A 24,450-nucleotide genomic window follows, 5' to 3' on the forward strand; every position below is an offset into this window, starting at 1 on the left:
ACGGCACAGGTTTTTCAAAAGCAAGTTGATTACGCTCCACCCAGCAGCCGTTTTCGGCAATGTTCGAGCCCCTGATAGACCAGCGCATGCGCAAGTCCGACCGAGATGCCGAGATGGGTGGCGATGTCCTTCAGCTTGAACCCGTCGAACCGGTGCATTTCCAGGGCGATGCGCGTGCGCTCCGGCAGTTCGGCCATCGCCTCCATCACGATGCGCAACTCGTCGCGATGGGCAAGAACATCCTCTTGCGACGGGCGGTCTTCCGCGACACCCTCGACATCCCTGGTATCGGCGACATGCCTGCCCTCGACCGAGCGGCGGCGTAACCAGTCGATCGCCAGGTTGCGGATGATCCGGCGGAGATAGCCGACCGGCTCGTCCAATGTGCGCCCGGCGGTGGCCGCATCGAGCCGCAGGAACGCCTCTTGCACGACATCTTCGCCGCGCGCGCGATCGCCGACGATCGCCGTCGCGTAGTCGACGAGCTCGACACGGTGAGCAAGGTAGAGATCCGAATAGCCCACTCAAATGGCCCTGCCAGCCATCGTCAGAAATCGGATGCCGGTTTGGAATTTCCAGATTTGCGAGATGGCTTCGGGCTACTCAGCCATGACCCATATTGGAATTGACGACGACGCTCAAGCCCGAGGCTCGCGCGTCGACGGGCCTGATGCCGCCAAACCCTCAGCGCCGAACGATGATACGGCTGTCGACGTCCTTGATGTCGCGCAGGCCGCAGAAGGCCATGGTGATATCGAGCTCTTTGCGGATGATGTCGAGGCACGCGGTCACGCCCGCCTCGCCGCCGGCGCCAAGGCCATAGAGGAACGAGCGGCCGATGAACACGCCCTTGGCGCCAAGGGCTACGGCCTTGAGCACGTCCTGGCCGGAGCGGATACCGCCATCCATCAGAACCTCGATGCGGTCGCCGACCGCGTCGACAATACCGGGTAGCGCCGAGATAGAGGAAATCGCGCCGTCGAGCTGGCGGCCGCCATGATTGGAGACGATCAGCGCATCGGCCCCGCTTGCCACGGCCTTCTCGGCGTCTTCGGCATCGAGGATTCCCTTGAGAATCAGCTTGCCGCCCCACTGGTCCTTGATCCACTTCACGTCGTCCCAGCTGAGCGCCGGGTCGAACTGTTCGGCGGTCCATGACGACAGCGATCGCAGATCGGTGACGCCCTTGGCGTGGCCGGCGATGTTGCGGAAGGTGCGCCGGTTGGTGCGCAGCATGTTGAGGCACCAGCGCGGCTTGGTCGCCAGGTTGATGATGTTGGACACCGTCATGCGTGGCGGCGTCGACAGGCCGTTGACGATGTCCTTGTGGCGCTGGCCGAGGATTTGCAGGTCGAGCGTCAGCACCAGCGCCGAGCACTTTGCTGCCTTCGCACGACGGATGAGATTGGAGACGAACTCGCGGTCGCGCATCACATAGAGCTGGAACCAGAACGGCTTCGACGTATTTTCGGCGATGTCTTCGATCGAGCAGATGCTCATCGTCGACAGCGTGAATGGTATACCGGCCTTCTCGGCAGCCCGCGCGCCGTGGATCTCGCCGTCGGCATGCTGCATGCCGGTCAGGCCGGTCGGCGCGATCGCCACCGGCATCGACACCGTCTCGCCTGCCATCGTCGTTTCAAGGGTACGGTCGCGCATGTCGACCGCAACGCGCTGGCGCAGCTTGATCGGCACGAAGTCGCTCTCGTTCTCGCGATAGGTGCTTTCGGTCCAGGAACCTGAATCGCAATAGTCGTAGAACATGCGCGGCACCCGGCGCTTGGCGATGGCTCGAAGATCGGCGATCGAGGTAATCGGACGCGCCATTCCACTATGCTCCAGGATGCTGATGAGTTGCGACAGGCCGGCGGCATGTAAGCCGCCTTCGCGACCGATGCCAAGGGCCGACCGGCAAGATGTCTGTCCGGAAACCGCAGACTTTCGTTCTATGCCGCGTGTTCGAGGATGTTGACGATGTTGCCGAACGGGTCGCGGACAAAAAACCGCCTGACGCCCCAGGGCTCATCGGCAAGATCGTAGACGATCTCGTGGCGGGCGGCCTTCACCTTGTCATAGAGCTCATCGACATTGTCGACCTCGATCGAAAGCACCGGTACCGGCGTACCCGCCCCACCCTCGCTGGCAACGCCGAGTTGCGGCGTCATCGAGCCGCCGGTGCCGAAGGTCAGGATCCAGCCGTGATCCATGAGAATGTCGAGCCCGAGCAGGTCGCCGTAGAATGCTTGGGCTGCCCTGGGTTCCGCTGCGTGGAGATTGGCGACGATGCGACGAACGGCCATGTCGTGTTCCTTTCTGACGTCAAAAGGGGCCCGGAGGCCCCTCTCGGCACTTTGCGTTTGTTTGCGCTCAGGCGTTGGCGGCCGCGACGGCACGTTTGGCCATCACCACCACCAGGTTGGCGCGATACTCCGGCGTGGCATGGATGTCACCCATCAGGCTGCCGGACGGAACCGTCACCCCTTCCAGTGCCGACGCCTCGAACTTCTTGGTCAGCGCCGCCTCGATCTCCTTGGAGCGGAACACGCCATCGTCGCCTGCCCCGGTGACTGCCGCGCGCACGCCATCCTTGCCCTTGGTCACGAACACGCCGGTCATGGCATAACGCGACGCCGGGTTCGGGAACTTGGCGTAGCCCGACCTGGCCGGCGCCGTGAAGGTCACGGCGGTGACGATCTCGTCGTCCTTGAGTGCTGTTTCGAACAGGCCCTTGAAGAACTTGTCGGCCGCGATCTGGCGCTTGTTGGTGACGACGGTCGCCCCCAGCGCCAGCAGCGCCGAGGGGTAGTCGGCCGCCGGATCGTTGTTGGCGACCGAACCGCCGATGGTGCCGCGATGCCGGACGGCGGGATCGCCGATGTGGCTGGCGAGATGCGACAATGCCGGGCAGACCTTTTTCAGCTTCTCGTCATTGGCGACGTCGAAATGCGTCGTCGCCGCACCGATGGTGACGTTCTTGCCCGAGACCTTGATGCCCTTGAGGTCGGCAATGTGGTTCAGGTCGACCAGGTCCGAGGGGGCTGCGAGCCGTGTCTTCATCGCCGGGATCAGCGTCATGCCGCCGGCGAGATATTTGGCGTCACCGCTCTTGATCTTCTTGGCGGCGTCCGCGACCGAGGTGGCGCGATGATAGTTGACGGAATACATGGTGCGTCCTCCTCAGTGCTTCGTGCCGGCGCGCAGTGCGGCCCAGACCTTGCCAGGCGTCGCCGGCATTGTCAGGTTGTCGTGGCCGAGCGCATCGGTGATGGCGTTGATGACCGCCGGCGGCGAACCGATGGCGCCGGCCTCGCCGCAGCCCTTGATGCCGAGCGGATTGCTCGGACAAGGGGTATTCGACGTCGATATCTGGAATGACGGCAAATCGTCGGCACGCGGCATGGTGTAGTCCATGTAGCTTGCGGTCAGAAGCTGGCCGCCGGCGTCATAGACAGCGCCTTCCAGAAGCGCTTGGCCGACGCCTTGTGCGATGCCACCATGCACCTGCCCTTCGACGATCATCGGATTGATGATGTTGCCGAAATCGTCGGCGGCGACGAACTGGACGATGTCGGTCTTGCCGGTCTCGGGATCGATCTCGACCTCGCAGATGTAGCAGCCGGCCGGGAAGGTGAAATTCGACGGATCGTAGAACGCCGTCTCCTTCAGGCCGGGCTCCATGCCTTGCGGCAGGTTGTGCGCGGTGTAGGCGGCAAGCGCCATCTGGAACCACGGCACGTTCTTGTCGGTGCCGGCAACCTTGAGCTGGCCGTTCTCGATGACGATGTCGCCCTCGTCGGCCTCCAGCAAGTGGGCCGCGATCTTCTTGGCCTTGGCCTCGACCTTGTCGAGTGCCTTGACGATCGCCGACATGCCGACGGCACCCGAGCGCGAGCCATAGGTGCCCATGCCCATCTGCACCTTGTCGGTGTCGCCATGCACGATCGAGACGCTGTCCAGCGGCACGCCGAAGCGTGAGTTGACGAGCTGGGCGAAGGTGGTCTCATGGCCCTGGCCATGGCTGTGCGAACCGGTCAGCACCTCGATGGTACCGACGGCATTGACCCGCACCTCGGCGGATTCCCACAGGCCGACACCTGCGCCGAGCGACCCCACCGCCGCCGACGGCGCAATACCGCAGGCCTCGATGTAGCAGCTCATGCCGATGCCGCGCAGCTTGCCTTTCTTGGTCGCCGCCGCCTTGCGCTTGGCAAAGCCGGCATAGTCGGCCTGCTTCATCGCGGCGTCAAGCGAGGCGCCATAGTCGCCGGCGTCGTAGCACATGATGACAGGCGTCTGATGCGGGAAGTGGGTAATGAAGTTCGTCCGCCTGAGTTCCGCCGGCGACACGCCAAGTTCGCGCGCGGCGATCTCCATCGTCCGCTCGAGCACGAAGGTAGCTTCAGGCCGGCCTGCCCCGCGATAGGCATCAACCGGTGCGGTGTTGGTATAGACCGTGCGCACATTGCCGTAGATCGCCGGGATGTTGTACTGGCCAGACAGCAGCGTGGCATAGAGATAGGTCGGCGTCGCCGAGGAAAACAGCGACATATAGGCGCCGAGATTGGCAACCGTGTCGACCTTCAGCCCGACAATCCTGTTATTCTTGTCGAAGCCCATCTGGACCGTGGTGTGGTGGTCGCGGCCATGGGCGTCGGTGAGGAAGCTCTCGGTGCGGTCGGCCACCCACTTGACCGGCACGCCGGTCCGCTTGGAGGCCCACAGGCAGACGATTTCCTCGGGATAGATGTAGATCTTCGAGCCGAAGCCACCACCGACGTCAGGCGCGATGACACGCAGCTTGTTTTCCGGCGCGACGTTGTAGAAGGCGCTCATCACCAGCCGGGCGACATGCGGGTTCTGCGAGGTCGTCCAGCACGTGTAGTGATCCTCGGCCTTGTCGTAGTGGCCAAGGGCTGCGCGCGGCTCCATCGCATTCGGAACCAGCCGGTTGTTGACGATATTGAGCCGGGTGATGTGAGCCGCCGACTTGAGGGCGGCGTCGGTCGCAGCTTCGTCGCCGATGCCCCAGTCGAAGATCAGGTTGCCATCGGCTTCGGGATGAAGCTGCGGCGCGCCCTTGGCGAGCGCATCGACCGCATCGGCAACCGACTTGCGTTCCTTGTAGGTGATCTCGACAGCTTCCGCGGCGTCGCGCGCCTGGCCCTTGGTGTCGGCCACGACGACGACAACGGCGTCACCGACATAGCGCACCCGGTCGACCGCCAGCGGCGACCACGCGCCCATCTTCATCGGCGACCCATCCTTGGAATGGATCATCCAGCCGCAGATCAGGTTGCCGATGCCGTCGGCCTTGAGCTGCTTGCCGGTCAGCACGCCGATGACACCCGGCATCGCCTCGGCCTTTTTGGTGTCGATCTTCTTGATGTCGGCATGGGCGTGCGGGCTGCGCACGAATGCTGCGTGTTTCATGCCCGGCACGACCATGTCGTCGACATAACGTCCGGCGCCGGTGATAAATCTCTTGTCTTCCTTGCGCGCAACCCGCGCGCCGATGCCTTCGATTCCCATTTCAGTTCCTCCCGAACTCAAAAAGCAGATGGCGAATGGTGGCTATGGAAGGAGACCGCGACGGCGTTCGAGACCATGTCCCTGCTCGCCCTTCGCTCCCCCGCCCTTATGCCGCCTTTTTCGCCTTGCTTTTGGACGCCTTCGACATCGTTTTCGAAGCGGCGAGGATCGCCTTGACGATGTTGTGGTAACCGGTGCAGCGGCAGATGTTGCCTTCGAGCTCCGCGCGCACGGTCGCCTCGTCGAGGCCTTCGGGATGCCTGCGGATCATGTCGGTCGCCGTCATGATCATGCCCGGCGTGCAGAAGCCGCACTGCAGGCCATGATGTTCCTTGAACGCCGCCTGGACGGGATGAAGGTCGGCGCCATCGGCGAGGCCTTCGATGGTGGTAACAGTCGAACCCGAGGCCTGTACCGCAAGCATTGAGCAGGACTTCATCGCCTTGCCGTCAACGTGGACGACGCAGGCACCGCATTGCGACGTGTCGCAACCGACATGCGTTCCGGTCAGCCCCAAATGCTCACGCAGGAAATGAACGAGAAGCGTGCGGTCCTCCACCGCGCCGCTGACCTTTCGGCCATTCACGACCAAAGATACATCCGACATGAAACCTCCCATGTTGCCGCGACCGGCTAGGCAGACCCCGCACCAGTCAGGTGAGCAAATCCTATCTGTGCAAATGCAGGCTGCAAGCGCCTTTTTGGATCCAGACACGCAATGCGTGCATGCCAGTGCAGAAAAGACGCCTGATCGCAGCCGCTTCGACTTCAGCCATCTTGCCGCGCGCCAGCAACGGGCGCTGCCCAGGCTGCAGATTGCAAGTGGAATGCGCGCGCGGATCGTGCCAAAAGCCGTCATCACGTTTGCGGGAGGCCCTGCTTGGTCAACTTCGTCATCGCTCCGCCCGAGCCAGCTTCGGTCGCCATTTCAGGATCATCGCAGCGGTTTCCGGTACGGCGCATCTTCTGCGTCGGCCGCAACTACGCAGCGCACGCCCGCGAAATGGGCAAGGATCCCGATCGCGAGCCGCCGTTCTTCTTCGGCAAGCCGGCAGATTCTGTCGTCGACAGCGGCACGACGATCCCCTACCCGCCGCTGACCAGCGACCTGCACCACGAGATCGAGCTTGTCGTCGCCATCGCCAAGGGCGGATCGAACATCGCCGCGGCCGACGCGCTCGACCACGTCTGGGGCTACGGCGTCGGCATCGACCTGACCCGTCGCGACCTGCAGGACGCCGCCAAGAAACTCGGCCGCCCCTGGGACTGGGGCAAGGGTTTCGACCGCTCGGCACCATGCGGACCGCTGGTACCGGTGTCCGACATCGGCCACCCCGACAAAGGCCGCGTCTGGCTCGCCGTCAATGGCGAAACCAGGCAGCAGGGCGACCTCTCCGAACTGATCTGGTCGATCCCCGAAGTGATCGCCATCTGCAGTGAATCGATGGAACTGAAGGCCGGTGACCTGATCTACACCGGCACGCCGGCGGGTGTCGGCGCCGTGAAGCCGGGAGACCGCATCACTGGCGGTGTCGACGGCGTGGGCGAGATCGAGATTTCGATCGCGTAACTGACCGAAAAATGGCGGCGGCTCAGGCCGTCGCCTTATTGCGCTTCTCGTAGAGCATGACGAGCGTTTCGGCGACGAGCGCCGGCTTGTCCTCGCCTTCGATCTCGATGGTGTTTTCGGCCTTGAGCAGATATTGCCCCGGCCCCTTGTCGTCCATCGACATCAGCACGGTGCGCATGCGCACCCGCGAGCCGACCTTCACCGGCGAGATGAAACGCACCTTGTCGAGACCATAGTTGAAGGCGGCAAGCGTATTCTCGGGCACCACGCCGATTTCCTGGACCAGCGCGCCGATCAGCGACAATGTCAGGAAGCCATGCGCGACGGTGGTGCGGAACGGGCTGCGCCGCTTCGCCCTTTCGGGATCGACGTGGATCCACTGGCGGTCGCCGGTGCAATCGGCAAAGGCGTCGATGCGGCTCTGGTCGACAAGCACCCAATCGGAAACGCCGAGTTCCTGCCCGATGTTTTCGCGCAATTCCTCATAAGTCTCGATGGGCTTCCGCACGCTTCCCTCTCCTGACATAAGCTGGCCGAGTGGGCGTTGGGGACCATAAACGAGGCGCGTTTGTCAACCTCCAAGCGCAGCGGAATGGGCTATTCCGCCGCCTCGCGCTCGGGCAGGTCGTCAGTTCTTTCGGGGTCGCCGGGGGCTGTTTCGCAGCCAAGTTCGGGGAACGCCACCGAGCGCTTGCCATGGAAATCGGTACGCACGACAACCAGCCCCTGTTCCTCGAAATAGGTCAGCAGCCGCCGCGCCCGGCGCGCCGAATGGCTGCCATAGGCATGGGCGATCGCGGCGTCGGATGGGCAAGGCGCGCCTTTGACCGCTGCCTGCGCAACGATCAGGAACACCGCCTGCAGGTCCTCGGGAAGCGCCACGGACATGCCGAGCGCCTGCTGCCAGGTGTCGCTCGATGCGGTTTCCTCATCGATGCCCGAGCGCGCCACGGCGTAGCGGCGGCGGAACATCGACAGCGCCGGCGGCTCGCCCTGCATGCGCTTGATCCGGCAGCGGACCAGAAAATCCTGGTAGAGCACGGCGTCCGTACGGAACGCCGCATCGGGGTCTTCGACCATCTCACGCACGATGGTATCGATCAGGGCCTCGCGCTCGGCTTCGTCGAACAGCGGGAAGATCGGCTCGGCGACCGGCGCCGAAGCCTCGGCGCGAACCTGGGAAAGCTGGGCGATGATGTCGGCGGTCGGCGTCGGCGCGGGCGGCACGGTGCGCCGGACCGTCTGACGCGTTTCCAGCGGCGCCGGCGCAAAGATCAGATCGCGCGTGTCTTCGCTGGCGTCGGGCAGCGGCATCAGCTTGGGGCTGACCGAACGAGCCGACGTCTCCACCGGGCCGATGGCGACGGGCAGCGGCCGGCGCGACATCGCCGGTCCCAATGCAATGAAATTGCCGCGCGCCAGATCGCGGAACATTTCGGCCTGGCGCCGCTCCATGCCGAGCAGGTCGGCGGCGCGCGCCATGTCGATGTCGAGGAAGGTGCGGCCCATCAGGAAGTTGGACGCCTCGGCGGCGACGTTCTTGGCAAGCTTGGCCAGGCGCTGGGTGGCGATGACGCCGGCCAGGCCGCGCTTGCGGCCGCGGCACATCAGGTTGGTCATCGCGCCAAGCGAGATTTTCCGCGCCTCGTCGGAGACCTCGCCGGCGATGGCCGGCGCAAACAGCTGCGCCTCATCGACAACGACCAGAACCGGGTACCAGAAATCGCGCTCGGCATCGAACATGCCGTTCAGGAACGCCGCGGCACCGCGCATCTGCTGCTCGACGTCGAGGCCCTCGAGATTGAGCACGACCGAAACGCGATGCTGGCGGATGCGACCGGCGATGCGGGTCAGCTCGGCCTCGGTGCGCTGGGCATCGACGACGACATGGCCGAACTTGTCGGCGAGCGTGACGAAATCGCCCTCGGGGTCGATGACGCACTGCTGCACCCACGGCGCGCTCTGTTCGAGCAGGCGACGCAACAGATGCGACTTTCCCGAACCCGAATTGCCTTGAACCAGCAAACGGGTCGCCAACAGTTCTTCGAGATCAAGCTGAGCCTTCGTCCCGCCGGACGCAGCTCCCATCTCGATGCCTACCTTCATCCTCTACCCCAGTTGAACCCTGCTGCGCCCGTCCGCGAATCTGCGTCGATTCGCGGAAGGCACAATAGCCGGATTCAGAGTGTTAAAGCGTCCTTGTGCGCCCGGACGGACGCACCGCGCTCCGATGGTGATCAGCCTTCCATAGCATCCGATGGCGGGCAATGCGCGAGCCCTCTCGCGAAACCCACAAGAGAGCTGCAGTCAGGATGGGGCCGAGACGACTACTTCTTCTTGTCGAAGCTGTCGCGGATTTCCTCGATCGATTCATGGATCCGGCCGCGCAGGATATCGACCGATTCCGTCCCGGACTTGCGCACGATCGCGGCCACCTCGCCGGCATTCTTGACGGCAGCCTCGAAGGAGCGCTTGGCGAAGTCGGCCTGCCTGGAGATCAGCTCCTGCGGATTGCCGGGCGCCCGAAGCCCCTGGGCGGCCTCGGTGATCTCATGCAGGGCGTCCTGAAGCATCTCGCGTTGCTTCGCCACCAGCGACGACGCACCGGAGGCCGTTGCCTTGACCGATTGTTCCAGGGCTTCAAGGTTCTTGCGGTGATGGCCGATGATCGTGTCGACATCGACCGCGGGCATCTTCAGGTCGCGCCCGAATTTCGAAAACATGTCCATGAAGGACTCCGGTTCCGGCTTCTTCGCCATGGCTCGCTCCCGTTTGGCTCCGGGCGTCCCCCGGAGGTCGCAAGGGCCAGAATAGACGAGCAAGGCCGCCGGTCAATTCGCAAGCACAAGCAACTCGACCGAATAGAGCGCGAGACCGGCGAGACCGCCTATAAGCATGCCGTTGAAGCGGATGTATTGCAGGTCGCGGCCGATGTTGATCTCGATCAGCCGGGTCAACTGGCCGAGATCCCAACGCTTGACCTGCTCGGAGATGAAGCCGGATACGCCGCTCTTTTGGCTTTCGACGAACGAAGCAAGCGCCACGACGAAACCGGCATTCATGTCGGCACGGATATGGGGATCACGCGCCAGGTTCTGGCCGACTTCGACGAACAGGCTGGTCAGGTGCTTTCGCGTCATCGACTGGGGCGATGCGACATCCTGTTCGATGAAGCCGCGCATGCTTTTCCAGACATCCTGCGCCAGCGCGCTCAGTTCCGGGCGGGCGAGGAAGTTGCGCTTCAGCTGCTCGGCGCGCTTGGCATAGTCAGGCGAGTGGCGAAGCTGGTCGATGAAACCGTGGACGAACTGGTCAAACTCGCCGCGCAGCGGATGGTCGGGATCGCCCCTGACATCTTCAAGCAGCGTCGCTGCCGACGCCACGATCCGCTTGAGCAAATAGGCATCGGCCCGGAACAGATTGAACACCGACGGCAGTTCCTCCCTGATCTTCTCGCGCAGCACGGCCAAGGCCTGCTCGTCGCTGAGGAAATTGCCGATGATCTTGGTGAACTCGTCGAGCAGACGCTGGTGGCGGCGGTCTTCGGTGAAGGCCGTCAACAGCTCCGCCGCCAGCGGCGCTACCTCGACCTTGCCGATACGATCGAGCAGGCGGCGCGTTGCGAATTCGCGCAGGCCGGAGCCCTCGATCGCCTGCAGCATCTGTGGCACCAGCCGCCCGACAAACAGCGACAGGCCTTCCGCCCTTTGGCGGTCCGACAACCAGTCGGCGACGAGTGCTGCGAAATCCACTTCCTTGAGCTTCTGCCGCACCGGCTCCGGCGCCAGGAAGTTGGTCTCGATGAAACGGCCGAGATTGTCGGCGATCCGGTTCTGGTTGGATGGAATGATTGCAGTATGCGGGATCGGCAGGCCGAGCGGCCGCTTGAACAACGCCACGACGGCATACCAGTCGGCGAGGCCGCCGATTGTTGCTGCCTCGGCAAAGGCGGCGACAAAACCGAGCCACGGCCAGCGCCCCTGCAGCGACTTGGCGATGGCAAAGATGGCAACGCAGACCACCAGCGCGCCCGTTGCGATGAACTTTGTCCGCCGCAGAGCGGACAGTTTGGCAGCCTCGTCGGCACTCAACGCGCGCAAGGCCGTGGGCATGGCGTCGCCGTTTGCTGCAACCATTCCAGGTCCATCCTTGCTCATTTTCCGCCCTCGCCTGCGGCCGCCGGGTCGACGCGACAAACATGTCTCATGCCGGTCAGATATCGAGACGGCGCGGCCGATTACAACCCTTCCGGCAAATCAGCTGTCCTCATCCTGAAAAGCTTGCGCTTGAAAAGCTCATGCCACGAGCGAGCAAACCCAGGCGACCGGGATCGCCGAACTGCGACGCATCGATGAACGCAGCCGCGCCTCATCGAGGCAGGTCAGGCCGCGATGGCCTTGCCGGTGCCGCGCCTGCCGAGACCGGCGGGCGCTCGCCAATCGGCATCGAGGCCTGCCTCGCCGGCGAGTTCGATGATGCCGTTGGTTTCGCCCTGCTGGAAGCTGAGCTTGGCGTTGAAACGCCGGGCCAAGGCCTTCATCGCGCTGTTGTTGGCGTGCGTCGTCACCTGCAGCCTGAGGTAGCCGAGCCCCCTCGCCTGGGCGACGAGGCGCTGGAAGAGCCGTCCGCCGATGCCCCGGTTCTGGATCTTGTGCTCGACGCTGAAGGCGATTTCGGCCGTCGGCTCGCTCTCTTCGGCGCGTTCGTGCAGTTCGGCGGCGGCAAGCACCTTGTCGCCCTCGACGTAACCGATGACGGTCGCACCTTCGTGAAAGCTGCGTTCGGCATAGGCTTCGAGAAAGCCATCATGGGTCAGGCCGTTGAAGCGGTCGCGCCGGCTCTGGTCGTCCAGTCTCAGCAGATGTTCGGCAAAGCGGGGCAGATCGGACGGCCTCAACTGACGGATTACGCCCGTCAATGGCCTTTGTGTACGTATGATCTGTTCCATGTCGCAGTCCTCATGGGTTCCTCCCTGAGTCTTCGACTCCCGACACGGCACATATTGTGCAGCGCAGCATCAAAATCAACCATTTTGACCTTTACGTAAACGCAAGGCTGCTATGCGCCACAAATATGACTAATGTCGTCATATATAATTTGAAACCCTGTCTGGAATTGTTCTAAGGTATGGGCCATATTAGCCGGGACTCGCGGACTCAACGCAGAGCAAGGAACACGCAATGCGCCTCACACGCCAGACCAACTACGCCATGCGCATCCTGATGTATTGCGCGGCAAATGAAGGACGGCTGAGCCGCGTTCCCGAAATCGCCGCTGCCTACACGGTGTCGGAACTGTTCCTGTTCAAGATCCTGCAGCCTCTGGTCGAAGCCAAGCTGGTCGAGACAGTGCGTGGCCGCAACGGCGGCGTACGCCTTGCCAAGCCGGCTGACCAGATCTCGCTCTTCGACGTCGTGCGCGTCACCGAAGAAAGCTTCGCCATGGCCGAGTGCTTCGAGAACGACGCCGCAGAATGCCCGCTTGTCGACAGCTGTGGCCTGAATTCCGCCCTGCGCGAGGCGCTGAACGCGTTCTTCGAAGTGCTCGGGCGCTACTCCATCGCCGACCTCGTTGCAGCACGTCCAAACATGCGCGATCTGCTGGGCATCCATTTCCCTGAACAGCACGCCCTGGCCGGTTAAGGCCGGTCAGGCAACGGCCGACTGCGGCAGTACGAACGGCACGTCTGCTGCCGGAATGGCACCGACGCGCAGCCGGCAGCCGAACACCTTTTCGATCAGACCATCGGTGAGCACGGCCTGCGGGGCACCCGCGGCCGCCAGCTTGCCGCGATGCATGACGCAGATCTGGTCGGCATACATCGCTGTCAAGTTGAGGTCGTGCAGGATCGCGACAACGCCGCCGCCCCGCCGCGCGAAATCGCGAGCGATGTTCATGATGATCAGCTGGTGCTTGATATCGAGGCTGGACACCGGCTCGTCGAGGAACAGATAGCGCGGCTGCCCGTCCAGCACCGGCGCCCACACCTGGCACAATACGCGGGCAAGCTGCACGCGCTGCTGCTCGCCGCCCGAAAGCTCCTGATAGAAGCGCCCGGCAAAGCCTTCGAGATCGACCCGAGCCAACGCCCGCTCCGGCAGTCGGTTGCCCTCGCCCGCCAATGCGCCGGAGCGGCCGCCGGTCACGCCAAGCTTGACGATCTCGCGGACGGTGAAGGGAAACGACAGCGCCGTCGACTGCGGCAGCACCGCACGGATGCTTGCCGCTTCCCATGGCTTGAGCTTGGCCGCATCGCGACCATTGAGCGACACCTGGCCCGAATGGGCGAGCTCGCCCGTCAGCGCTCTCAGGAAAGTCGTCTTGCCGGAGCCGTTGGGTCCGACGATTGCTGCCAGTTCACCTGGACGCACGGTGAAATCCACATCGCTGACGATGCGCGTGCTGCCGATCGACACCGAAACTTGGCGTGCTTCGATCATGTGTACCTCACAGTTCGCCGCATCAAAGATCGACGACGCCGCGCTTGCGCAGCAATATCCACAGGAAGAACGGGCCACCGACGGCCGCGGTGACGATGCCGATCGGCAACTCGGCCGGCGCAACGATGGTGCGGCTCACCGCATCCGCCAGCAGCAGCAGGCATGCGCCCAGGAGCGCCGACGCCGGCAGCAGGTAGCGGTTGTCGGGTCCGATCGCCAGGCGCAGCAGATGCGGCACGACGATGCCGACAAAGCCGATGCCACCACTGACCGCCACCGAGGCACCGATTGCCGCCGAAACCGCAACGATCGCCACATACTTCAGCCGCTGTACCGGAACGCCAAGATGGCTTGCCGTCGCCTCGCCCAAGGCAAGCGCATTGAGACCCTTGGCCATGAAAGGTGTCGTCGCCAGCGCCAGGATGATGATCGGCCCGGCACCCGCAATCTTCAGCCAAGTCGCACCCGCCAGCGAGCCGAGCTGCCAGAATGTCAGGTCGCGCAGCTGCCTGTCGTCGGCGATGTAGACCAGCACCCCGGTCAGGGCCATGGCCATTGCGCCCAGCGCGATGCCGGCCAAAAGCATGGTGGCGATCGAGGTGCGCCCCTGACGCGTGGCGACATTGTAGAGGATGATGGTGGTGAGCAGGCCGCCGCCAAACGCCGCGAATGGCAGCGCGTAGCTGCCGAGCAGAGCCGTGAACGGTGCAAGCACGGTTGCGCCCAGCACGATCACCGAGACAGCACCCAGGCCCGCGCCAGCAGACACGCCGACCAGGCCGGGATCGGCCAGCGGGTTGCGGAACAGGCCCTGCATGACCGCACCTGACACAGCAAGCGCTGCACCAACGAGCATGCCCATCACGATACGCGGCAGGCGTATGTCGTAGACGATGACGCTATCGCGCATCGACAGCGCCTCGTCGCCCGGCGTCGCACCAAACAGCCAGCTGCGAACGAGACCCAGGGCCGAGGCGTCCGATGCCCCCCAGGTCAGGCTGAACAGTGCGGTTGCGGCAAGGGCCACGGCGAGCACGCCGATGACCAGCAAAGCACGGCTGGAGCGGTCGCCGACTGCATGGCGACCTCCCTGCTGCACGCCGGCATCACCGGCGATCGTTTCATCCACCACTGTCCCGGCCTTATTTCTTGACCGCGTCGCCATAGAACGCCACGGCGAGATCCTTGATCGCCGCCGCCGTGCGCGGGCCGAAGCCGAGCAGATAGGCGCCGTCCATGCGGATCACGCGCTTGGCCTGGCCGGCCGGCGTGGAGGCAATGGCCGGATGGGCAAACAGGTCGGCGTCCGGAACTGCGGTACCACCGCCTCGATCCATCATCAGGATCACATCGGGCTTTGCCGTGATCGCCGCCTCGTCGGTCAGTTGCTTGTAGCCGGGATAGCCTTCGACCGCATTGACACCACCGGCAAGCGCGATGATGCCATCAGCGGCCGTATGGTTGCCGGACGCCAGGATCTTGCCGCCCTGCATGCTGAGGATGAACAGCACGCGCTTGCGCTCGCCCTGTGGGATACCCTTGGTCAGCGCCTCGGCATCCAACATCTGCTTGCCGACATCGGTGGCAAGCACTTCCGCCTTGGCATCGGCACCGAGCGCCTTGCCGACGATGCGGATCTTCTGGAGGATGCCGTCATGGCTGAAGCCTTCCGGCACCTGGATGTAGGGAACGCTCGCCTTCTTGAGGACGTCGATCGCCTCCTTCGGGCCGCTGCCCTCGAGTGCCAGGATGCCGGTCGGATTGACCGACAAAACGCCTTCAGGCGACAGCGCCCGCATGTAGCCGACGTCGGGAAGCTTGAAGACCGCTTCCGGATAGACGCTGGTCGAGTCGCGGGCAACCAGCGCCTTCTCCTCGCCGAGTGCATAGACGATTTCGGTGATCGAACCGCCGACGGAGGCGACGCGTGCGCGGTCAGGGAAAACAGTGGCGCCCTCGACCGCAATGCTGGCGGTGCCAGTGGCCATCAGCACCGACAGGCCTAGTGCGGCCGAGCGAAGCAGCCGTTGGGGTGTCGACATCGTCATGCTCCTCAGGCCGCGTTCTGCTGCGCAACCGGCAAGGACTCGACAAGGTCGCGCCAATCCGCGCGCTCGTCGTGATCTTCCTTACGCTTGCCGAAGAACTGGATGATCATCTCGCCATTGGCATCATAGGCCTCGACCGAGGTGACATGGCCGTCCTTGGTTGGCTTGCGAACCGCCCAGAGCTCGTGGACGTGATCGGTCCTGAGATGCAGGTGGAACGTCTCGTCCATCACATTGAGCCACGGGCCCATCGGCTTGATGTTCTGGACCGGTCCGGAATGGATCTGGATGCAGCCATGATTGCCAACGAAGCACATGATCAGCTGGCCGCTTACCGCCGCCTTGTCGAAGACGGCCGGCAGCGCGTCATGCTGCAGCTTCCAGGCATAATCCTGGCCGACCATGCGCATGGCCTGCTGGCGGCCGAGCTTGAGCGACTTCAGCATGCCGAAGAACTCATGCGTGTCGGTCAGCTTGCTCCAGCGGTCGCGCAGCTCGTCGACACCGGTCGACGTCTCCTGGTCTGGTGACTTCACGACGGAAGGAACCGTCACGATGGCAGGATCCTGGTTGTCGCTGATCAGCGTTTCGACCAGCTTCTGGTAGGCATAGAGGTTGGAAGCCGGGCGCAAGTGGATCTTGTGCACCGCCATGCCGGCCGCATCAAAGAACTGCAGGCTGCGGCGGATGTCGTCGCCATCGCGCTTTTCCACGGCAAAACCATGGACCCAGGCCCGCGGAAAGATCCGCAGGTCGATCTGTTCGCCGAGCACCATCGCGGCCTGCGTGCCGGGCACGACCTTGTCGTAGATGCCGATTTTCTCGTGGACCGCGCTTTCGTTGCGGGTCAGGGCCATGACCTCGCCGACGGCCTCGATTCCGGCGAGCAGGTCATTGACGCGCGGTTCGATGCGAACGACACCCTCGCCGCAATGCGCAGCCACCAGTTCAGCTTCGGAAATGCCGAGCTGGCTGGCGAGATCGCGCTCGCGCATTTTGGGGTTGTCAGTTCGCGCCCGCCTGATTTCGTGTGGGTTGGGCCTTACGCGCTGGTCCATTTGAAAACACCTACTTGTTGAGAATGAGCTTGCCCTGACGGGTAATCTTCAGGCGGTAAAGAGCGCCGCCATGGTCGATGCCGATCTCGAAATCACCGAGAAACAGCGATTCGCTGGTCAGCGTCCTGGCAGCCGAACCAGCGATTGGACGCGGTGCCACCTGGCCTTCAGGCCGGCGATATCCGGCCCGGAACTGGCCAGTACGGAATTGGTTCGGATTGTGTGAATTCATCTCATTCCACTCCTTCATCCGTTCGCCGCGCCGGAAAAGCCCGGACGAGGCCCTCATGTTTGAATCTATTAGTTGACTCGAACATTCATGTTTATTAGTCAGTGCAATACCGGAGTGATCAAGTCAAGATTTAAGACGTAGCCGGCGAGCGAAAAATTGCTAGCGAGCGAAATGCAAGCCAGCACGAGACATTTTTGGAGTGGGACATGGGGCTAGTTGGTCGGAATAAGGCAGCTCTGCTGGGCGGAGCGGCAATGGCGGTGTTCGTGGGCGCGCACGCGGCCTACGCGCAAGAAGCCAAAACCACTGAACAGGACAAGAAGCCGCGCGTCACCGTCCTGCAGCGCCTGGTCGTCAGCGCGGGCGTCGCCAAGGTCGCAATCGACACGCCGCAGGCGGTGACCGTCGTTGAGCAGGAAGATATTGACCGCCTTCAGCCTGAGACGATCGGCGAGATCATCCGCGCGACACCCGGCGTCAACGTTACCGGCTCCGACAGATTGCTTGGCCAGAGCTTCAACATCCGCGGCATCGGCGCTCCCGAAAACACCGGCGACGGCGGCCGCATCATCGTCAACGTCGATGGCGCGCAGAAATTCTACGAGCAGTATCGCCTAGGATCGTTCTTCTCGGAGCCAGAGCTCTACAAGCGCGTCGAAGTGCTACGCGGACCAGCCTCGTCCACGCTTTACGGCTCAGGCGCCCTCGGCGGTGTCATCAATTTCGAGACCAAGGACGCCTCCGATTTCATCGCAGAAGGCCAGACCGGCGCCCTGCGCCTGAAGAGCTCCTGGAACAGCAACGGTAGTGGCTACCTGCTGAATTCCGTGCTTGCCCAGCGGGTTGGCGAGAATGCCGAGTTCCTGTTGACCGGCAACTACCGCGCTTCCGACCCCTATGAATCCGGCAACGGCAAGGAAGTCATCGGCACCAATTTCAAGGCCTGGTCCGGTCTCGCCAAGGGCACGTTCAACGTCGGCGACGAAGGCAAGCTGCGGCTTTCCTACCAGCAGTGGGATTCCGACCTCGACCGTCAACAGCTGTCACAGACGAGCGGCGACGCGGGCTTTGGTCTCGTCGACCGACACATCGTCGATCGGACAGCGGCCGTATCTTACGAGAATCCGTTTGCCGACAACGACATGCTCGATGTGAAGGTCTCGGCGTCCTACTCCAATACGTATAACGAACAGCGCGCTGCCACCCTGAGGTCATTCTGCAGCAACGGCACTTTCGCTGTGGTTTGCGACTCGAACTACGGCTACGAAACCTGGCAGGTCAATGCCCAGAACACGATGCAGTGGACTGGTGACAACTGGGTCAACCATCTGACCGTCGGCTCCCAGTCGAGCTACCAGACCCGCAAGGCGGAAGCCTTCTTCAACAACGGCGCACAGTTTCCGGTTCAGTTCCATCCCGAGGGCACGGACCTGAAAACTGGTGCCTTCGTGCAAAACGAGTTCGTGTGGGACGAACGGCTGACGATCACCCCGGGAATGCGCCTGGATTGGCACCAGCTGACACCCGGCGATGCGTTGAACGCACCGTCCAGCGATGACACGGCTTTTTCACCAAAGATCGCGGCTCACTACAAGTTCAACGACAACGTTGCGGTTTTCGGTTCGATTGCGCACACCGAACGTTTCCCCACCATCGACGAGGTGTTCTCGACCCGAAGCTCGTCTTCGGTCTTCCTGCCCAGCCTCGACTTGAAAAAGGAAAAGTCGAACAACTTCGAAGCTGGTTTTGCCTTGTCCGGATACGACCTCGTTCAGGACGGCGATGCGGCTCAGTTGAAGTTCACTGGCTTCTACAACGACGTAAGGGACCTCATAGCCCTCAAGCAGGTTCTGCTTCCCACGCAGCCCGGCTACCAGAACATCGACAATGCAAACATCTATGGCTTCGAAATCGAAACCGCCTATGACTCCGACTACGTCTTCGCCAATGCGTCCTATTCGTACGTGGTTGGCAAAGACAAGGCGACCAAGGCATATCTGACGACCATAGCGCCGCACGAGTTGGCACTGACTCTGGGCGGAAAAGTTCCGGACTACGACCTTACCTTCGGCTGGAAGGCTCGCTTCGTTGCCGATCCGCAGGACGCCCGCCGCCAGGCTTCGGCCCCTGTGATCATCGCACCGAGCACGCGACCATCGTCACGCTATGCTCAGGCCTTCGACGTCCATGACATCTTCGTCACCTGGAAGCCTCAGGACGGCCAGCTCGCCGGTTGGGAAGCCAATTTCGGCGTCGATAACATCTTCAACAAGCAGTACAAGGAGTTCCTGATGAACGACGATGCCAAGGGCCGTACGTTCAAGGTCTCCCTGTCCAAGCAGTTCGGGTGGTAATCGTGCGCTTTGGCGTGAACACGTTGTCGCCTCTGGTCGCGGCGGCACTCCTTACCACCACTGGCATGGCGGGCGCCCAGAGCGCCCCGCCGGCTCCGGCGCTTGTGCTCGAGCTCAACGCTGCCCAGCCCTCCGACAAGGGCTGCCGCTTCACATTCGTCGTCACCAACAATCTCGGCGCCGAGCTTTCCAAGGCGGCATTCGAGATCGCGCTGTTCAACGAGGCGGGTGTTGTCGACAGGCTGACGGTGCTCGACTTCAAGGACCTGCCGGCTGGCAAGACCAAGGTCACGCGCTTCGACCTGTCGGGCACCGACTGCAACAAGGTCAGCCGTGTCCTGATCAACCAGGCCACCGATTGCACCGGCGGCGGGGTCGATGCCGCGGCCTGCCTCAAGGCGCTGCGGACCGAATCCAAATCCGGCATCGCCTTCGGAAGCTGAGCCCAGCCTTGCCCAGACTCCTCTCCCGTGGCGCCCGGCGCATCGAAAGGCATAAACGCATGTTCGGACTGAACAAATTCGATCAGATGGTGAAACGCCAGGGCGACGGGTTGCTGCCCGAGATGCGCGAGCTGTTCGATCGCCTGGCGGCGATCAGGGCGAGCGAAAACGTTACGGAGCTGGCCAGCTACCGCGCTCAGGCGCAGGTTCAGGCCGGCCCGAACCCGAGAACCGCCGGTGACAGCACCGGTGCCAATGTTGTGTCGCTACGCAGCGCTCAAAGGACTACAACAGCGCAACGCAAGGCCCGTTGAAAGGAAGACCATGTACATCGCAATGAACCGCTTCAAGGTGCAGAACGGCTCCGAGACCGCCTTCGAAGACGTCTGGAAGAACCGCGACTCATCGCTCAACGAGATGAAGGGTTTTCGCGAGTTCCACCTGCTGCGCGGCCCGGTGAACGAAGCCGAAGGCTACACGCTCTACGCTTCGCACACGATCTGGGCCAGCCAGGACGACTTCGTCGCCTGGACTAAGTCGGAGAACTTCCGCAACGCCCACAAGAATGCCGGTTCGTCCAAGGCATCCTATGTCGGCCATCCGCAGTTCGAGGGTTTTTCGGTCGTCGAAGGCGCCTGAGAATTGACCGACCTCGCCCGCAGCATTCCGGTCATGCCCTCGCCCGACATCGGCGAGAGCCGCGATTTCTATCGCGACAGGCTCGGCTTCGACGTCATCGGCCCTGACATGGACGATTATCTGATCGTCCGACGCGGCGAGATCGAGATCCATTTCTGGAAGTCGGACGACCGCAAGCTGCCCGAGGTGACGTCCTGCTACATCAGGGGCGGCGAGGTTCCCGCCCTTCACGCCGAGTTTTCAGCGCGCGGTGTCGAACGGCTCAGCCAGTTCACGGTGCGGCCGTGGAACATGAAGGAATTCTACATCCACGACCCGCATGGCAATCTTTTGCGGTTCGGCTGTGCGCCGGAAGAAATCTGAAAAGGGGCAGGCTCACGCCTGCCCCTTTCGTTTGTCCGGGCATTTTTCCTGAAAACCGGCGACCGATTCTCAGGAAGACGGCTTAGGCCGATGCCAGCAGGCTGGCGTTGCCACCGGCAGCCGTGGTGTCGACGCAGACAGCGCGTTCATGAGCGTAGGCGGCCGGGTAGATCACCTCGCTGATCAGCGGAACGATCGGCCCCTTGCGCTCGGCGATGACCTTGCGAACGATGCGCGTGCTCTCTTCCGTGCCCGAATAAGCCACGACATCGACGGCCAGTGCGCGCGCTTCCACCGGGTCGGGGCGACCGTCGATCGCGGCGATCGGCAAGTCCTTGCCCATCAGGGCGTGGACAGCCGCCGGCGCGCCGGGAGCAACAGCCAAGACCGCATTGCCGGCTGCCAGCGCCTGGATCGCCTGGGCAAGCAAGGTCTCGGCGTCGGGTCCGAGGCACAGCACCCGGCCGCGCGGGTTGAGCGACAGCGTGTTCGCCTCGCCGGTCGGCCCAGGAAGGTCGACCTGGCCGAAGTCGATGCTCGCCGCGGCCGCAATGGCCGCAGCACCCTTGCCGCGCAGGTGCTTGCGCAGGATGGTGATGCGGTCCGCCCGCGTGGCCCATTCGCCGGCATCGACAAGATTGTCGACCAGCTCGGTCGCGGTGACCTTGCGGCCTTCCGGCAACACCGTGCCCGCTTCTGGCGACTTGCGGAAACGGCGGAGATAGTGCGGTCCGCCCGCCTTGGGACCGGTGCCCGACAGTCCCTCGCCGCCGAACGGCTGCGAACCGACAACGGCGCCGATCTGGTTGCGGTTGACGTAGATGTTGCCGGCGTGGATGCCGTCGACGATGTGCTGGACGCGGCCCTCGATGCGGGTGTGCAGGCCGAAGGTCAGGCCGTAGCCCTTGCGGTTGATCGCCGAAATGATGTCGTCGATCTCATCGGCCTCGAAGGTCGCGACATGCAGCACCGGCCCGAAGATCTCGCGCTCCATCTCCTCGATGCCCTTGACCTTAAAGACATGCGGCGCGACGAAACGGCCATCGGCCGGCGCGTCGAGCTTGGCGATCAGCTTGCCCTTGGCTTCCATCGCAGCACAATAGTCGCGGATCGAGCTCTGCGCTTCCTCGTCGATGACCGGGCCGACGTCGGTCGACAACTGCCACGGATCGCCGATGGTCAGCGCATCCATCGCGCCCTTCAGCATCTCGACCATCTTCTTTTCGACGTCGGTCTGGACGTAGAGCACGCGCAGGGCCGAGCAGCGCTGACCAGCACTCTGGAACGACGAGGCCAGCACGTCGCGGATCGCCTGCTCGGGCAGAGCGGTGGAATCGACGACCATCGCATTGAGGCCGCCGGTCTCGGCGATCAGCATCGCGTCGGGCGCCGCCGTCTCGGCCAGCTGCTTTTCGATCAGCTTGGCAACTTCCGTCGAGCCGGTGAAGCAGACACCGGCGATGCGCGGATCGGCCGTCAGCGGTGCGCCGACGGTCGGGCCGTCGCCCGGCAGGAGCTGGATCACGTCTTCCGGCACGCCGGCCTCACGCATCAGGGCAACCGCACGCGCGGCAATCAGCGGCGTCTGCTCGGCCGGCTTGGCAATGACCGAATTGCCGGTGACCAGTGCCGCCGCGATCTGGCCGGTGAAGATGGCGAGCGGGAAATTCCACGGCGAAATGCACACGATGGCACCGCGCGCCTCGGTGCCGGCCTCGGCCTTCTCGGCTTCGGCAGCGTAGTAGCGCAGGAAGTCGACCGCCTCGCGCACCTCGGCGACGCCGTCCGACAACGACTTGCCGGCCTCGCGTGTGGCCAGCGCAAAGAACTCGGCGGCATTGGCCTCGTAGAGATCGGCCGTGCGGCGCAGGATGGCGGCACGTTCGGCAACGGGCTTCTTCGCCCAGGCTGGTTGCGCCTCGATGGCGAAACGCACGGCCGTCGGCACCTGCTTGGCCGCAGCCTCGGTCAACGTGCCGACGATGTCTTCGGGCTTGGCCGGATTGGTCACCTTGCGCGACGCGCCGTAGCCGGCGGCGCGGGTAACCGGCTTGGCGGTCCAGCGGTCCGGGCCCTTGAACTCCGCCTTGGCCTTGTCGAGCGCTGCCAGCGTCACCGGGTCGGTGATGTCCCAGCCCTTGGCGTTGATGCGGCCGGCACCGAAGATCGCCGAAGGCGTCGGGATCGACGGATTGGATGCCGTCCCTTGCGTCTCCACCGTGTCGAGCGGGTCGCGGGCGATGTCTTCAGGCGCCACGTCCTCGTCGGTCAGCTGGTGGACGAAGGACGAGTTGGCACCGTTTTCGAGCAGGCGGCGGACCAGATAGGCAAGCAAGTCGGAATGCGCGCCGACCGGCGCATAGATGCGGCAGCGCGTGCCCTCTGCCTTGCGCACCGTCTCGTGCAGCGCCTCGCCCATGCCGTGCAGGCGCTGAAACTCGAACGACGTGCGATCCGTGGCCATCGACAGGATGGCGGCGACGGTGTGCGCGTTGTGGGTGGCGAATTGCGGGTAGATGCGGTCCGTCATCGACAACAGCTTGCGGGCGCAGGCCATGTAGGAAACATCGGTGTTGGCCTTGCGGGTGAACACCGGATAACCCGGCAGGCCCATCGTCTGGGCGCGCTTGATCTCGGTGTCCCAATAGGCGCCCTTGACCAGGCGCACCATGATGTTGCGGTCGAGCTTGTTGGCGAGCGCATAGAGCCAGTCGATGACAAAGGCCGTGCGCGGGCCGTAGGCCTGGACGACGACGCCGAAACCGTTCCAGCCTTCGAGCTGCGGATTGGCCAGCACGCCCGCAATGACATCGAGCGACAGGTCGAGCCGGTCAGCTTCCTCGGCATCGATGTTGAGGCCCATGCGCGCATGCTTGGCGGCGAGGCACAGCGACAGCAGGCGCTCGGTCATGACCGGCAGCATCTCGTCTTTGTGCGAGACCTCGTAGCGCGGATGCAGCGCCGACAGCTTGACCGAAATGCCGTGGTTGTAGCGGATGTCGGGGCCGTTGGTGCCATTGTCGAGCGACGAGATCGCCTCGGCATAGGCGCGGTGATAGCGCAGCGCGTCGGTCTCGGTGCGGGCGGCCTCGCCCAGCATGTCGAAGGAATAGAGATAGCCCTTCTGGATCATCGAGCGGCCGCGCTTGACCGCCTCGGTGATGGTGCGGCCGAGAACGAACTGCTCGCCCATTTCACGCATGGCTGCCGCGACCGCCGTGCGGATCACCGGCTCGCCGAGACGGCGAACCATCGAGCGCAAGGTACGCTCGATCGAGCCCTCGCCTTCGTCAAGCACGCGGCCGGTCAGCATCAGCGCCCAGGTCGAGGCGTTGACGAAGATCGAGCTCGAACCGCCCGAATGCGACGACCAGTCATGCGGCGCGATCTTGTCCTTGATCAGGTCGTCCATCGTTTCGGTGTCGGGCACGCGCAGCAGCGCCTCGGCCAGACACATCAACGCCACGCCTTCCTTGGTCGAAAGGCCGTAGGCGGAGAGGAAAACCTCCATCAGCCGCGGATCGGTCGAGCCGCGCACGGCGCGTACGAGACCGGCGGCACGGGCCGAGATCGCCGCACGGTCGTCCTTGCTGAGCGATGCGGTGGCAGCCAGCCGCTTCACGGCTTCTGCTTCGTCTGGGAGGTAGTTGGCGCGAATTTCCTGGCGGATGGCGTCGAGCGCTTGCATGGCGATCCTGTGGAGCGGTTGGCATGACGGCGCGGCGGCAGAAGGTGCCGCAGAGCCCTTTGCCGGAAACTAGCATAGCGCCCATT

The 24,450-nt window shown here is 63.6% G+C and carries 24 protein-coding genes; 7 read left to right on the top strand and 17 right to left on the bottom strand.

The genetic code is table 11. The annotated features are described in order from the left end of the window. Window positions 1-29 precede the first annotated feature (29 nt). From ACSQ3E_RS00125 to ACSQ3E_RS00150, 6 genes are all read right to left on the bottom strand, one after another. Window positions 30-524 carry a sigma-70 family RNA polymerase sigma factor gene (locus tag ACSQ3E_RS00125; protein ID WP_436121138.1) on the bottom strand — a complete coding sequence of 165 codons (495 nt, stop codon included), beginning with the start codon at window positions 522-524 and terminating at the stop codon, window positions 30-32. Between the two features lie 160 nt (window positions 525-684). Continuing rightward, on the bottom strand, window positions 685-1,827 hold the full coding sequence (locus ACSQ3E_RS00130; RefSeq protein ID WP_436121139.1) for an alpha-hydroxy acid oxidase: 1,143 nt from the start codon (window positions 1,825-1,827) through the stop codon (window positions 685-687). A 119-nt stretch (window positions 1,828-1,946) separates the two neighbouring features. Then, entirely contained in the window at window positions 1,947-2,300 is a 354-nt protein-coding gene (locus ACSQ3E_RS00135; protein WP_436121140.1) for a VOC family protein, read from the bottom strand. A 67-nt stretch (window positions 2,301-2,367) separates the two neighbouring features. Then, window positions 2,368-3,165: an FAD binding domain-containing protein gene (locus ACSQ3E_RS00140; RefSeq protein ID WP_310317885.1), complete on the bottom strand. Its 798-nt coding sequence runs from the start codon at window positions 3,163-3,165 to the stop codon at window positions 2,368-2,370. A 12-nt stretch (window positions 3,166-3,177) separates the two neighbouring features. Further along, window positions 3,178-5,529 (bottom strand): xanthine dehydrogenase family protein molybdopterin-binding subunit, encoded by a 2,352-nt coding sequence (locus tag ACSQ3E_RS00145; RefSeq protein WP_436121141.1) that lies wholly within the window; start codon window positions 5,527-5,529, stop codon window positions 3,178-3,180. 106 nt (window positions 5,530-5,635) lie between these two features. Then, window positions 5,636-6,136, bottom strand: a complete 501-nt coding sequence (locus tag ACSQ3E_RS00150; protein ID WP_115731716.1) for a (2Fe-2S)-binding protein — start codon at window positions 6,134-6,136, stop codon at window positions 5,636-5,638. Window positions 6,137-6,409: 273 nt separating this feature from the next. Here ACSQ3E_RS00150 and ACSQ3E_RS00155 point away from each other — a divergent pair, with 273 nt between their 5' ends. Then, complete coding sequence (locus tag ACSQ3E_RS00155) at window positions 6,410-7,099, top strand: fumarylacetoacetate hydrolase family protein (RefSeq protein ID WP_436121142.1); 690 nt, start codon at window positions 6,410-6,412, stop codon at window positions 7,097-7,099. Between the two features lie 22 nt (window positions 7,100-7,121). Here the strand turns inward: ACSQ3E_RS00155 and ACSQ3E_RS00160 are convergent, their stop codons facing one another. The 5 genes from ACSQ3E_RS00160 to ACSQ3E_RS00180 form a co-directional block, all read right to left on the bottom strand. Further along, window positions 7,122-7,625, bottom strand: a complete 504-nt coding sequence (locus tag ACSQ3E_RS00160) for a MaoC family dehydratase (RefSeq protein WP_436121143.1) — start codon at window positions 7,623-7,625, stop codon at window positions 7,122-7,124. A 71-nt stretch (window positions 7,626-7,696) separates the two neighbouring features. Continuing rightward, entirely contained in the window at window positions 7,697-9,205 is a 1,509-nt protein-coding gene (locus ACSQ3E_RS00165) for an ATP-binding protein (protein WP_310317871.1), read from the bottom strand. Between the two features lie 221 nt (window positions 9,206-9,426). Beyond that, a complete protein-coding gene (locus tag ACSQ3E_RS00170) occupies window positions 9,427-9,858 on the bottom strand; it encodes a phasin family protein (RefSeq protein WP_310317867.1) in 432 nt (143 codons plus the stop codon). A 72-nt stretch (window positions 9,859-9,930) separates the two neighbouring features. Further along, on the bottom strand, window positions 9,931-11,235 hold the full coding sequence (locus ACSQ3E_RS00175) for a DUF445 domain-containing protein (protein ID WP_436121144.1): 1,305 nt from the start codon (window positions 11,233-11,235) through the stop codon (window positions 9,931-9,933). Between the two features lie 245 nt (window positions 11,236-11,480). Continuing rightward, window positions 11,481-12,047, bottom strand: a complete 567-nt coding sequence (locus ACSQ3E_RS00180) for an N-acetyltransferase family protein (RefSeq protein ID WP_436121145.1) — start codon at window positions 12,045-12,047, stop codon at window positions 11,481-11,483. 232 nt (window positions 12,048-12,279) lie between these two features. Here ACSQ3E_RS00180 and rirA point away from each other — a divergent pair, with 232 nt between their 5' ends. After that, window positions 12,280-12,741 (top strand): iron-responsive transcriptional regulator RirA, encoded by a 462-nt coding sequence (gene rirA, locus ACSQ3E_RS00185; protein ID WP_310317862.1) that lies wholly within the window; start codon window positions 12,280-12,282, stop codon window positions 12,739-12,741. 6 nt (window positions 12,742-12,747) lie between these two features. On the opposite strand, the gene ACSQ3E_RS00190 is transcribed toward rirA, so the two are convergent. Genes ACSQ3E_RS00190 through hemP form a run of 5 tightly spaced genes read right to left on the bottom strand, consistent with a single transcriptional unit; the run spans window position 12,748 to window position 16,877 of the window. Then, window positions 12,748-13,539, bottom strand: a complete 792-nt coding sequence (locus ACSQ3E_RS00190) for a heme ABC transporter ATP-binding protein (RefSeq protein ID WP_436121146.1) — start codon at window positions 13,537-13,539, stop codon at window positions 12,748-12,750. A gap of 22 nt (window positions 13,540-13,561) precedes the next feature. Next, complete coding sequence (locus ACSQ3E_RS00195; protein ID WP_436121147.1) at window positions 13,562-14,671, bottom strand: FecCD family ABC transporter permease; 1,110 nt, start codon at window positions 14,669-14,671, stop codon at window positions 13,562-13,564. Between the two features lie 10 nt (window positions 14,672-14,681). Beyond that, entirely contained in the window at window positions 14,682-15,581 is a 900-nt protein-coding gene (locus tag ACSQ3E_RS00200; protein WP_436121148.1) for a heme/hemin ABC transporter substrate-binding protein, read from the bottom strand. Window positions 15,582-15,592: 11 nt separating this feature from the next. Beyond that, a complete protein-coding gene (locus ACSQ3E_RS00205; protein WP_436121149.1) occupies window positions 15,593-16,645 on the bottom strand; it encodes a hemin-degrading factor in 1,053 nt (350 codons plus the stop codon). 10 nt (window positions 16,646-16,655) lie between these two features. After that, window positions 16,656-16,877 (bottom strand): hemin uptake protein HemP, encoded by a 222-nt coding sequence (gene hemP, locus ACSQ3E_RS00210; RefSeq protein WP_310319096.1) that lies wholly within the window; start codon window positions 16,875-16,877, stop codon window positions 16,656-16,658. Between the two features lie 254 nt (window positions 16,878-17,131). On the opposite strand from hemP, the gene ACSQ3E_RS00215 reads away from it, so the two are divergent. The 5 genes from ACSQ3E_RS00215 to ACSQ3E_RS00235 all read left to right on the top strand — a co-directional run bounded on the left by ACSQ3E_RS00215 (window position 17,132) and on the right by ACSQ3E_RS00235 (window position 20,676). Then, a complete protein-coding gene (locus tag ACSQ3E_RS00215; protein WP_436121150.1) occupies window positions 17,132-19,231 on the top strand; it encodes a TonB-dependent hemoglobin/transferrin/lactoferrin family receptor in 2,100 nt (699 codons plus the stop codon). 65 nt (window positions 19,232-19,296) lie between these two features. Beyond that, window positions 19,297-19,674: a hypothetical protein gene (locus ACSQ3E_RS00220; protein WP_310319093.1), complete on the top strand. Its 378-nt coding sequence runs from the start codon at window positions 19,297-19,299 to the stop codon at window positions 19,672-19,674. 59 nt (window positions 19,675-19,733) lie between these two features. Beyond that, on the top strand, window positions 19,734-19,988 hold the full coding sequence (locus tag ACSQ3E_RS00225) for a hypothetical protein (protein WP_436121151.1): 255 nt from the start codon (window positions 19,734-19,736) through the stop codon (window positions 19,986-19,988). 10 nt (window positions 19,989-19,998) lie between these two features. Further along, window positions 19,999-20,313 (top strand): antibiotic biosynthesis monooxygenase family protein, encoded by a 315-nt coding sequence (locus ACSQ3E_RS00230; RefSeq protein ID WP_067961110.1) that lies wholly within the window; start codon window positions 19,999-20,001, stop codon window positions 20,311-20,313. 3 nt (window positions 20,314-20,316) lie between these two features. Then, window positions 20,317-20,676, top strand: a complete 360-nt coding sequence (locus ACSQ3E_RS00235; protein WP_310317844.1) for a bleomycin resistance protein — start codon at window positions 20,317-20,319, stop codon at window positions 20,674-20,676. 82 nt (window positions 20,677-20,758) lie between these two features. Here ACSQ3E_RS00235 and putA read toward each other — a convergent pair whose 3' ends face one another. Further along, entirely contained in the window at window positions 20,759-24,364 is a 3,606-nt protein-coding gene (gene putA / locus ACSQ3E_RS00240) for a bifunctional proline dehydrogenase/L-glutamate gamma-semialdehyde dehydrogenase PutA (RefSeq protein WP_436121152.1), read from the bottom strand. Window positions 24,365-24,450 lie beyond the last annotated feature (86 nt).

Origin of the sequence: Aminobacter sp. LjRoot7, assembly GCF_964252895.1 — a bacterium.
GTDB lineage: Bacteria > Pseudomonadota > Alphaproteobacteria > Rhizobiales > Rhizobiaceae > Aminobacter > Aminobacter aminovorans_B.

Bases quoted from the DNA above. Each gene is read 5' to 3' on its own strand.
- ACSQ3E_RS00130 (WP_436121139.1), bottom strand. From the start codon at position 1,827: ATGGCGCGTCCGATTACCTCGATCGCCGATCTTCGAGCCATCGCCAAG.
- ACSQ3E_RS00135 (WP_436121140.1), bottom strand. From the start codon at position 2,300: ATGGCCGTTCGTCGCATCGTCGCCAATCTCCACGCAGCGGAACCCAGG.
- ACSQ3E_RS00140 (WP_310317885.1), bottom strand. From the start codon at position 3,165: ATGTATTCCGTCAACTATCATCGCGCCACCTCGGTCGCGGACGCCGCC.
- ACSQ3E_RS00145 (WP_436121141.1), bottom strand. From the start codon at position 5,529: ATGGGAATCGAAGGCATCGGCGCGCGGGTTGCGCGCAAGGAAGACAAG.
- ACSQ3E_RS00150 (WP_115731716.1), bottom strand. From the start codon at position 6,136: ATGTCGGATGTATCTTTGGTCGTGAATGGCCGAAAGGTCAGCGGCGCG.
- ACSQ3E_RS00160 (WP_436121143.1), bottom strand. From the start codon at position 7,625: ATGTCAGGAGAGGGAAGCGTGCGGAAGCCCATCGAGACTTATGAGGAA.
- ACSQ3E_RS00165 (WP_310317871.1), bottom strand. From the start codon at position 9,205: ATGAAGGTAGGCATCGAGATGGGAGCTGCGTCCGGCGGGACGAAGGCT.
- ACSQ3E_RS00170 (WP_310317867.1), bottom strand. From the start codon at position 9,858: ATGGCGAAGAAGCCGGAACCGGAGTCCTTCATGGACATGTTTTCGAAA.
- ACSQ3E_RS00175 (WP_436121144.1), bottom strand. From the start codon at position 11,235: ATGGTTGCAGCAAACGGCGACGCCATGCCCACGGCCTTGCGCGCGTTG.
- ACSQ3E_RS00180 (WP_436121145.1), bottom strand. From the start codon at position 12,047: ATGGAACAGATCATACGTACACAAAGGCCATTGACGGGCGTAATCCGT.
- rirA (WP_310317862.1), top strand. From the start codon at position 12,280: ATGCGCCTCACACGCCAGACCAACTACGCCATGCGCATCCTGATGTAT.
- ACSQ3E_RS00190 (WP_436121146.1), bottom strand. From the start codon at position 13,539: ATGATCGAAGCACGCCAAGTTTCGGTGTCGATCGGCAGCACGCGCATC.
- ACSQ3E_RS00200 (WP_436121148.1), bottom strand. From the start codon at position 15,581: ATGTCGACACCCCAACGGCTGCTTCGCTCGGCCGCACTAGGCCTGTCG.
- ACSQ3E_RS00205 (WP_436121149.1), bottom strand. From the start codon at position 16,645: ATGGACCAGCGCGTAAGGCCCAACCCACACGAAATCAGGCGGGCGCGA.
- hemP (WP_310319096.1), bottom strand. From the start codon at position 16,877: ATGAATTCACACAATCCGAACCAATTCCGTACTGGCCAGTTCCGGGCC.
- ACSQ3E_RS00215 (WP_436121150.1), top strand. From the start codon at position 17,132: ATGGCGGTGTTCGTGGGCGCGCACGCGGCCTACGCGCAAGAAGCCAAA.
- ACSQ3E_RS00220 (WP_310319093.1), top strand. From the start codon at position 19,297: ATGGCGGGCGCCCAGAGCGCCCCGCCGGCTCCGGCGCTTGTGCTCGAG.
- ACSQ3E_RS00225 (WP_436121151.1), top strand. From the start codon at position 19,734: ATGTTCGGACTGAACAAATTCGATCAGATGGTGAAACGCCAGGGCGAC.
- ACSQ3E_RS00230 (WP_067961110.1), top strand. From the start codon at position 19,999: ATGTACATCGCAATGAACCGCTTCAAGGTGCAGAACGGCTCCGAGACC.
- putA (WP_436121152.1), bottom strand. From the start codon at position 24,364: ATGCAAGCGCTCGACGCCATCCGCCAGGAAATTCGCGCCAACTACCTC.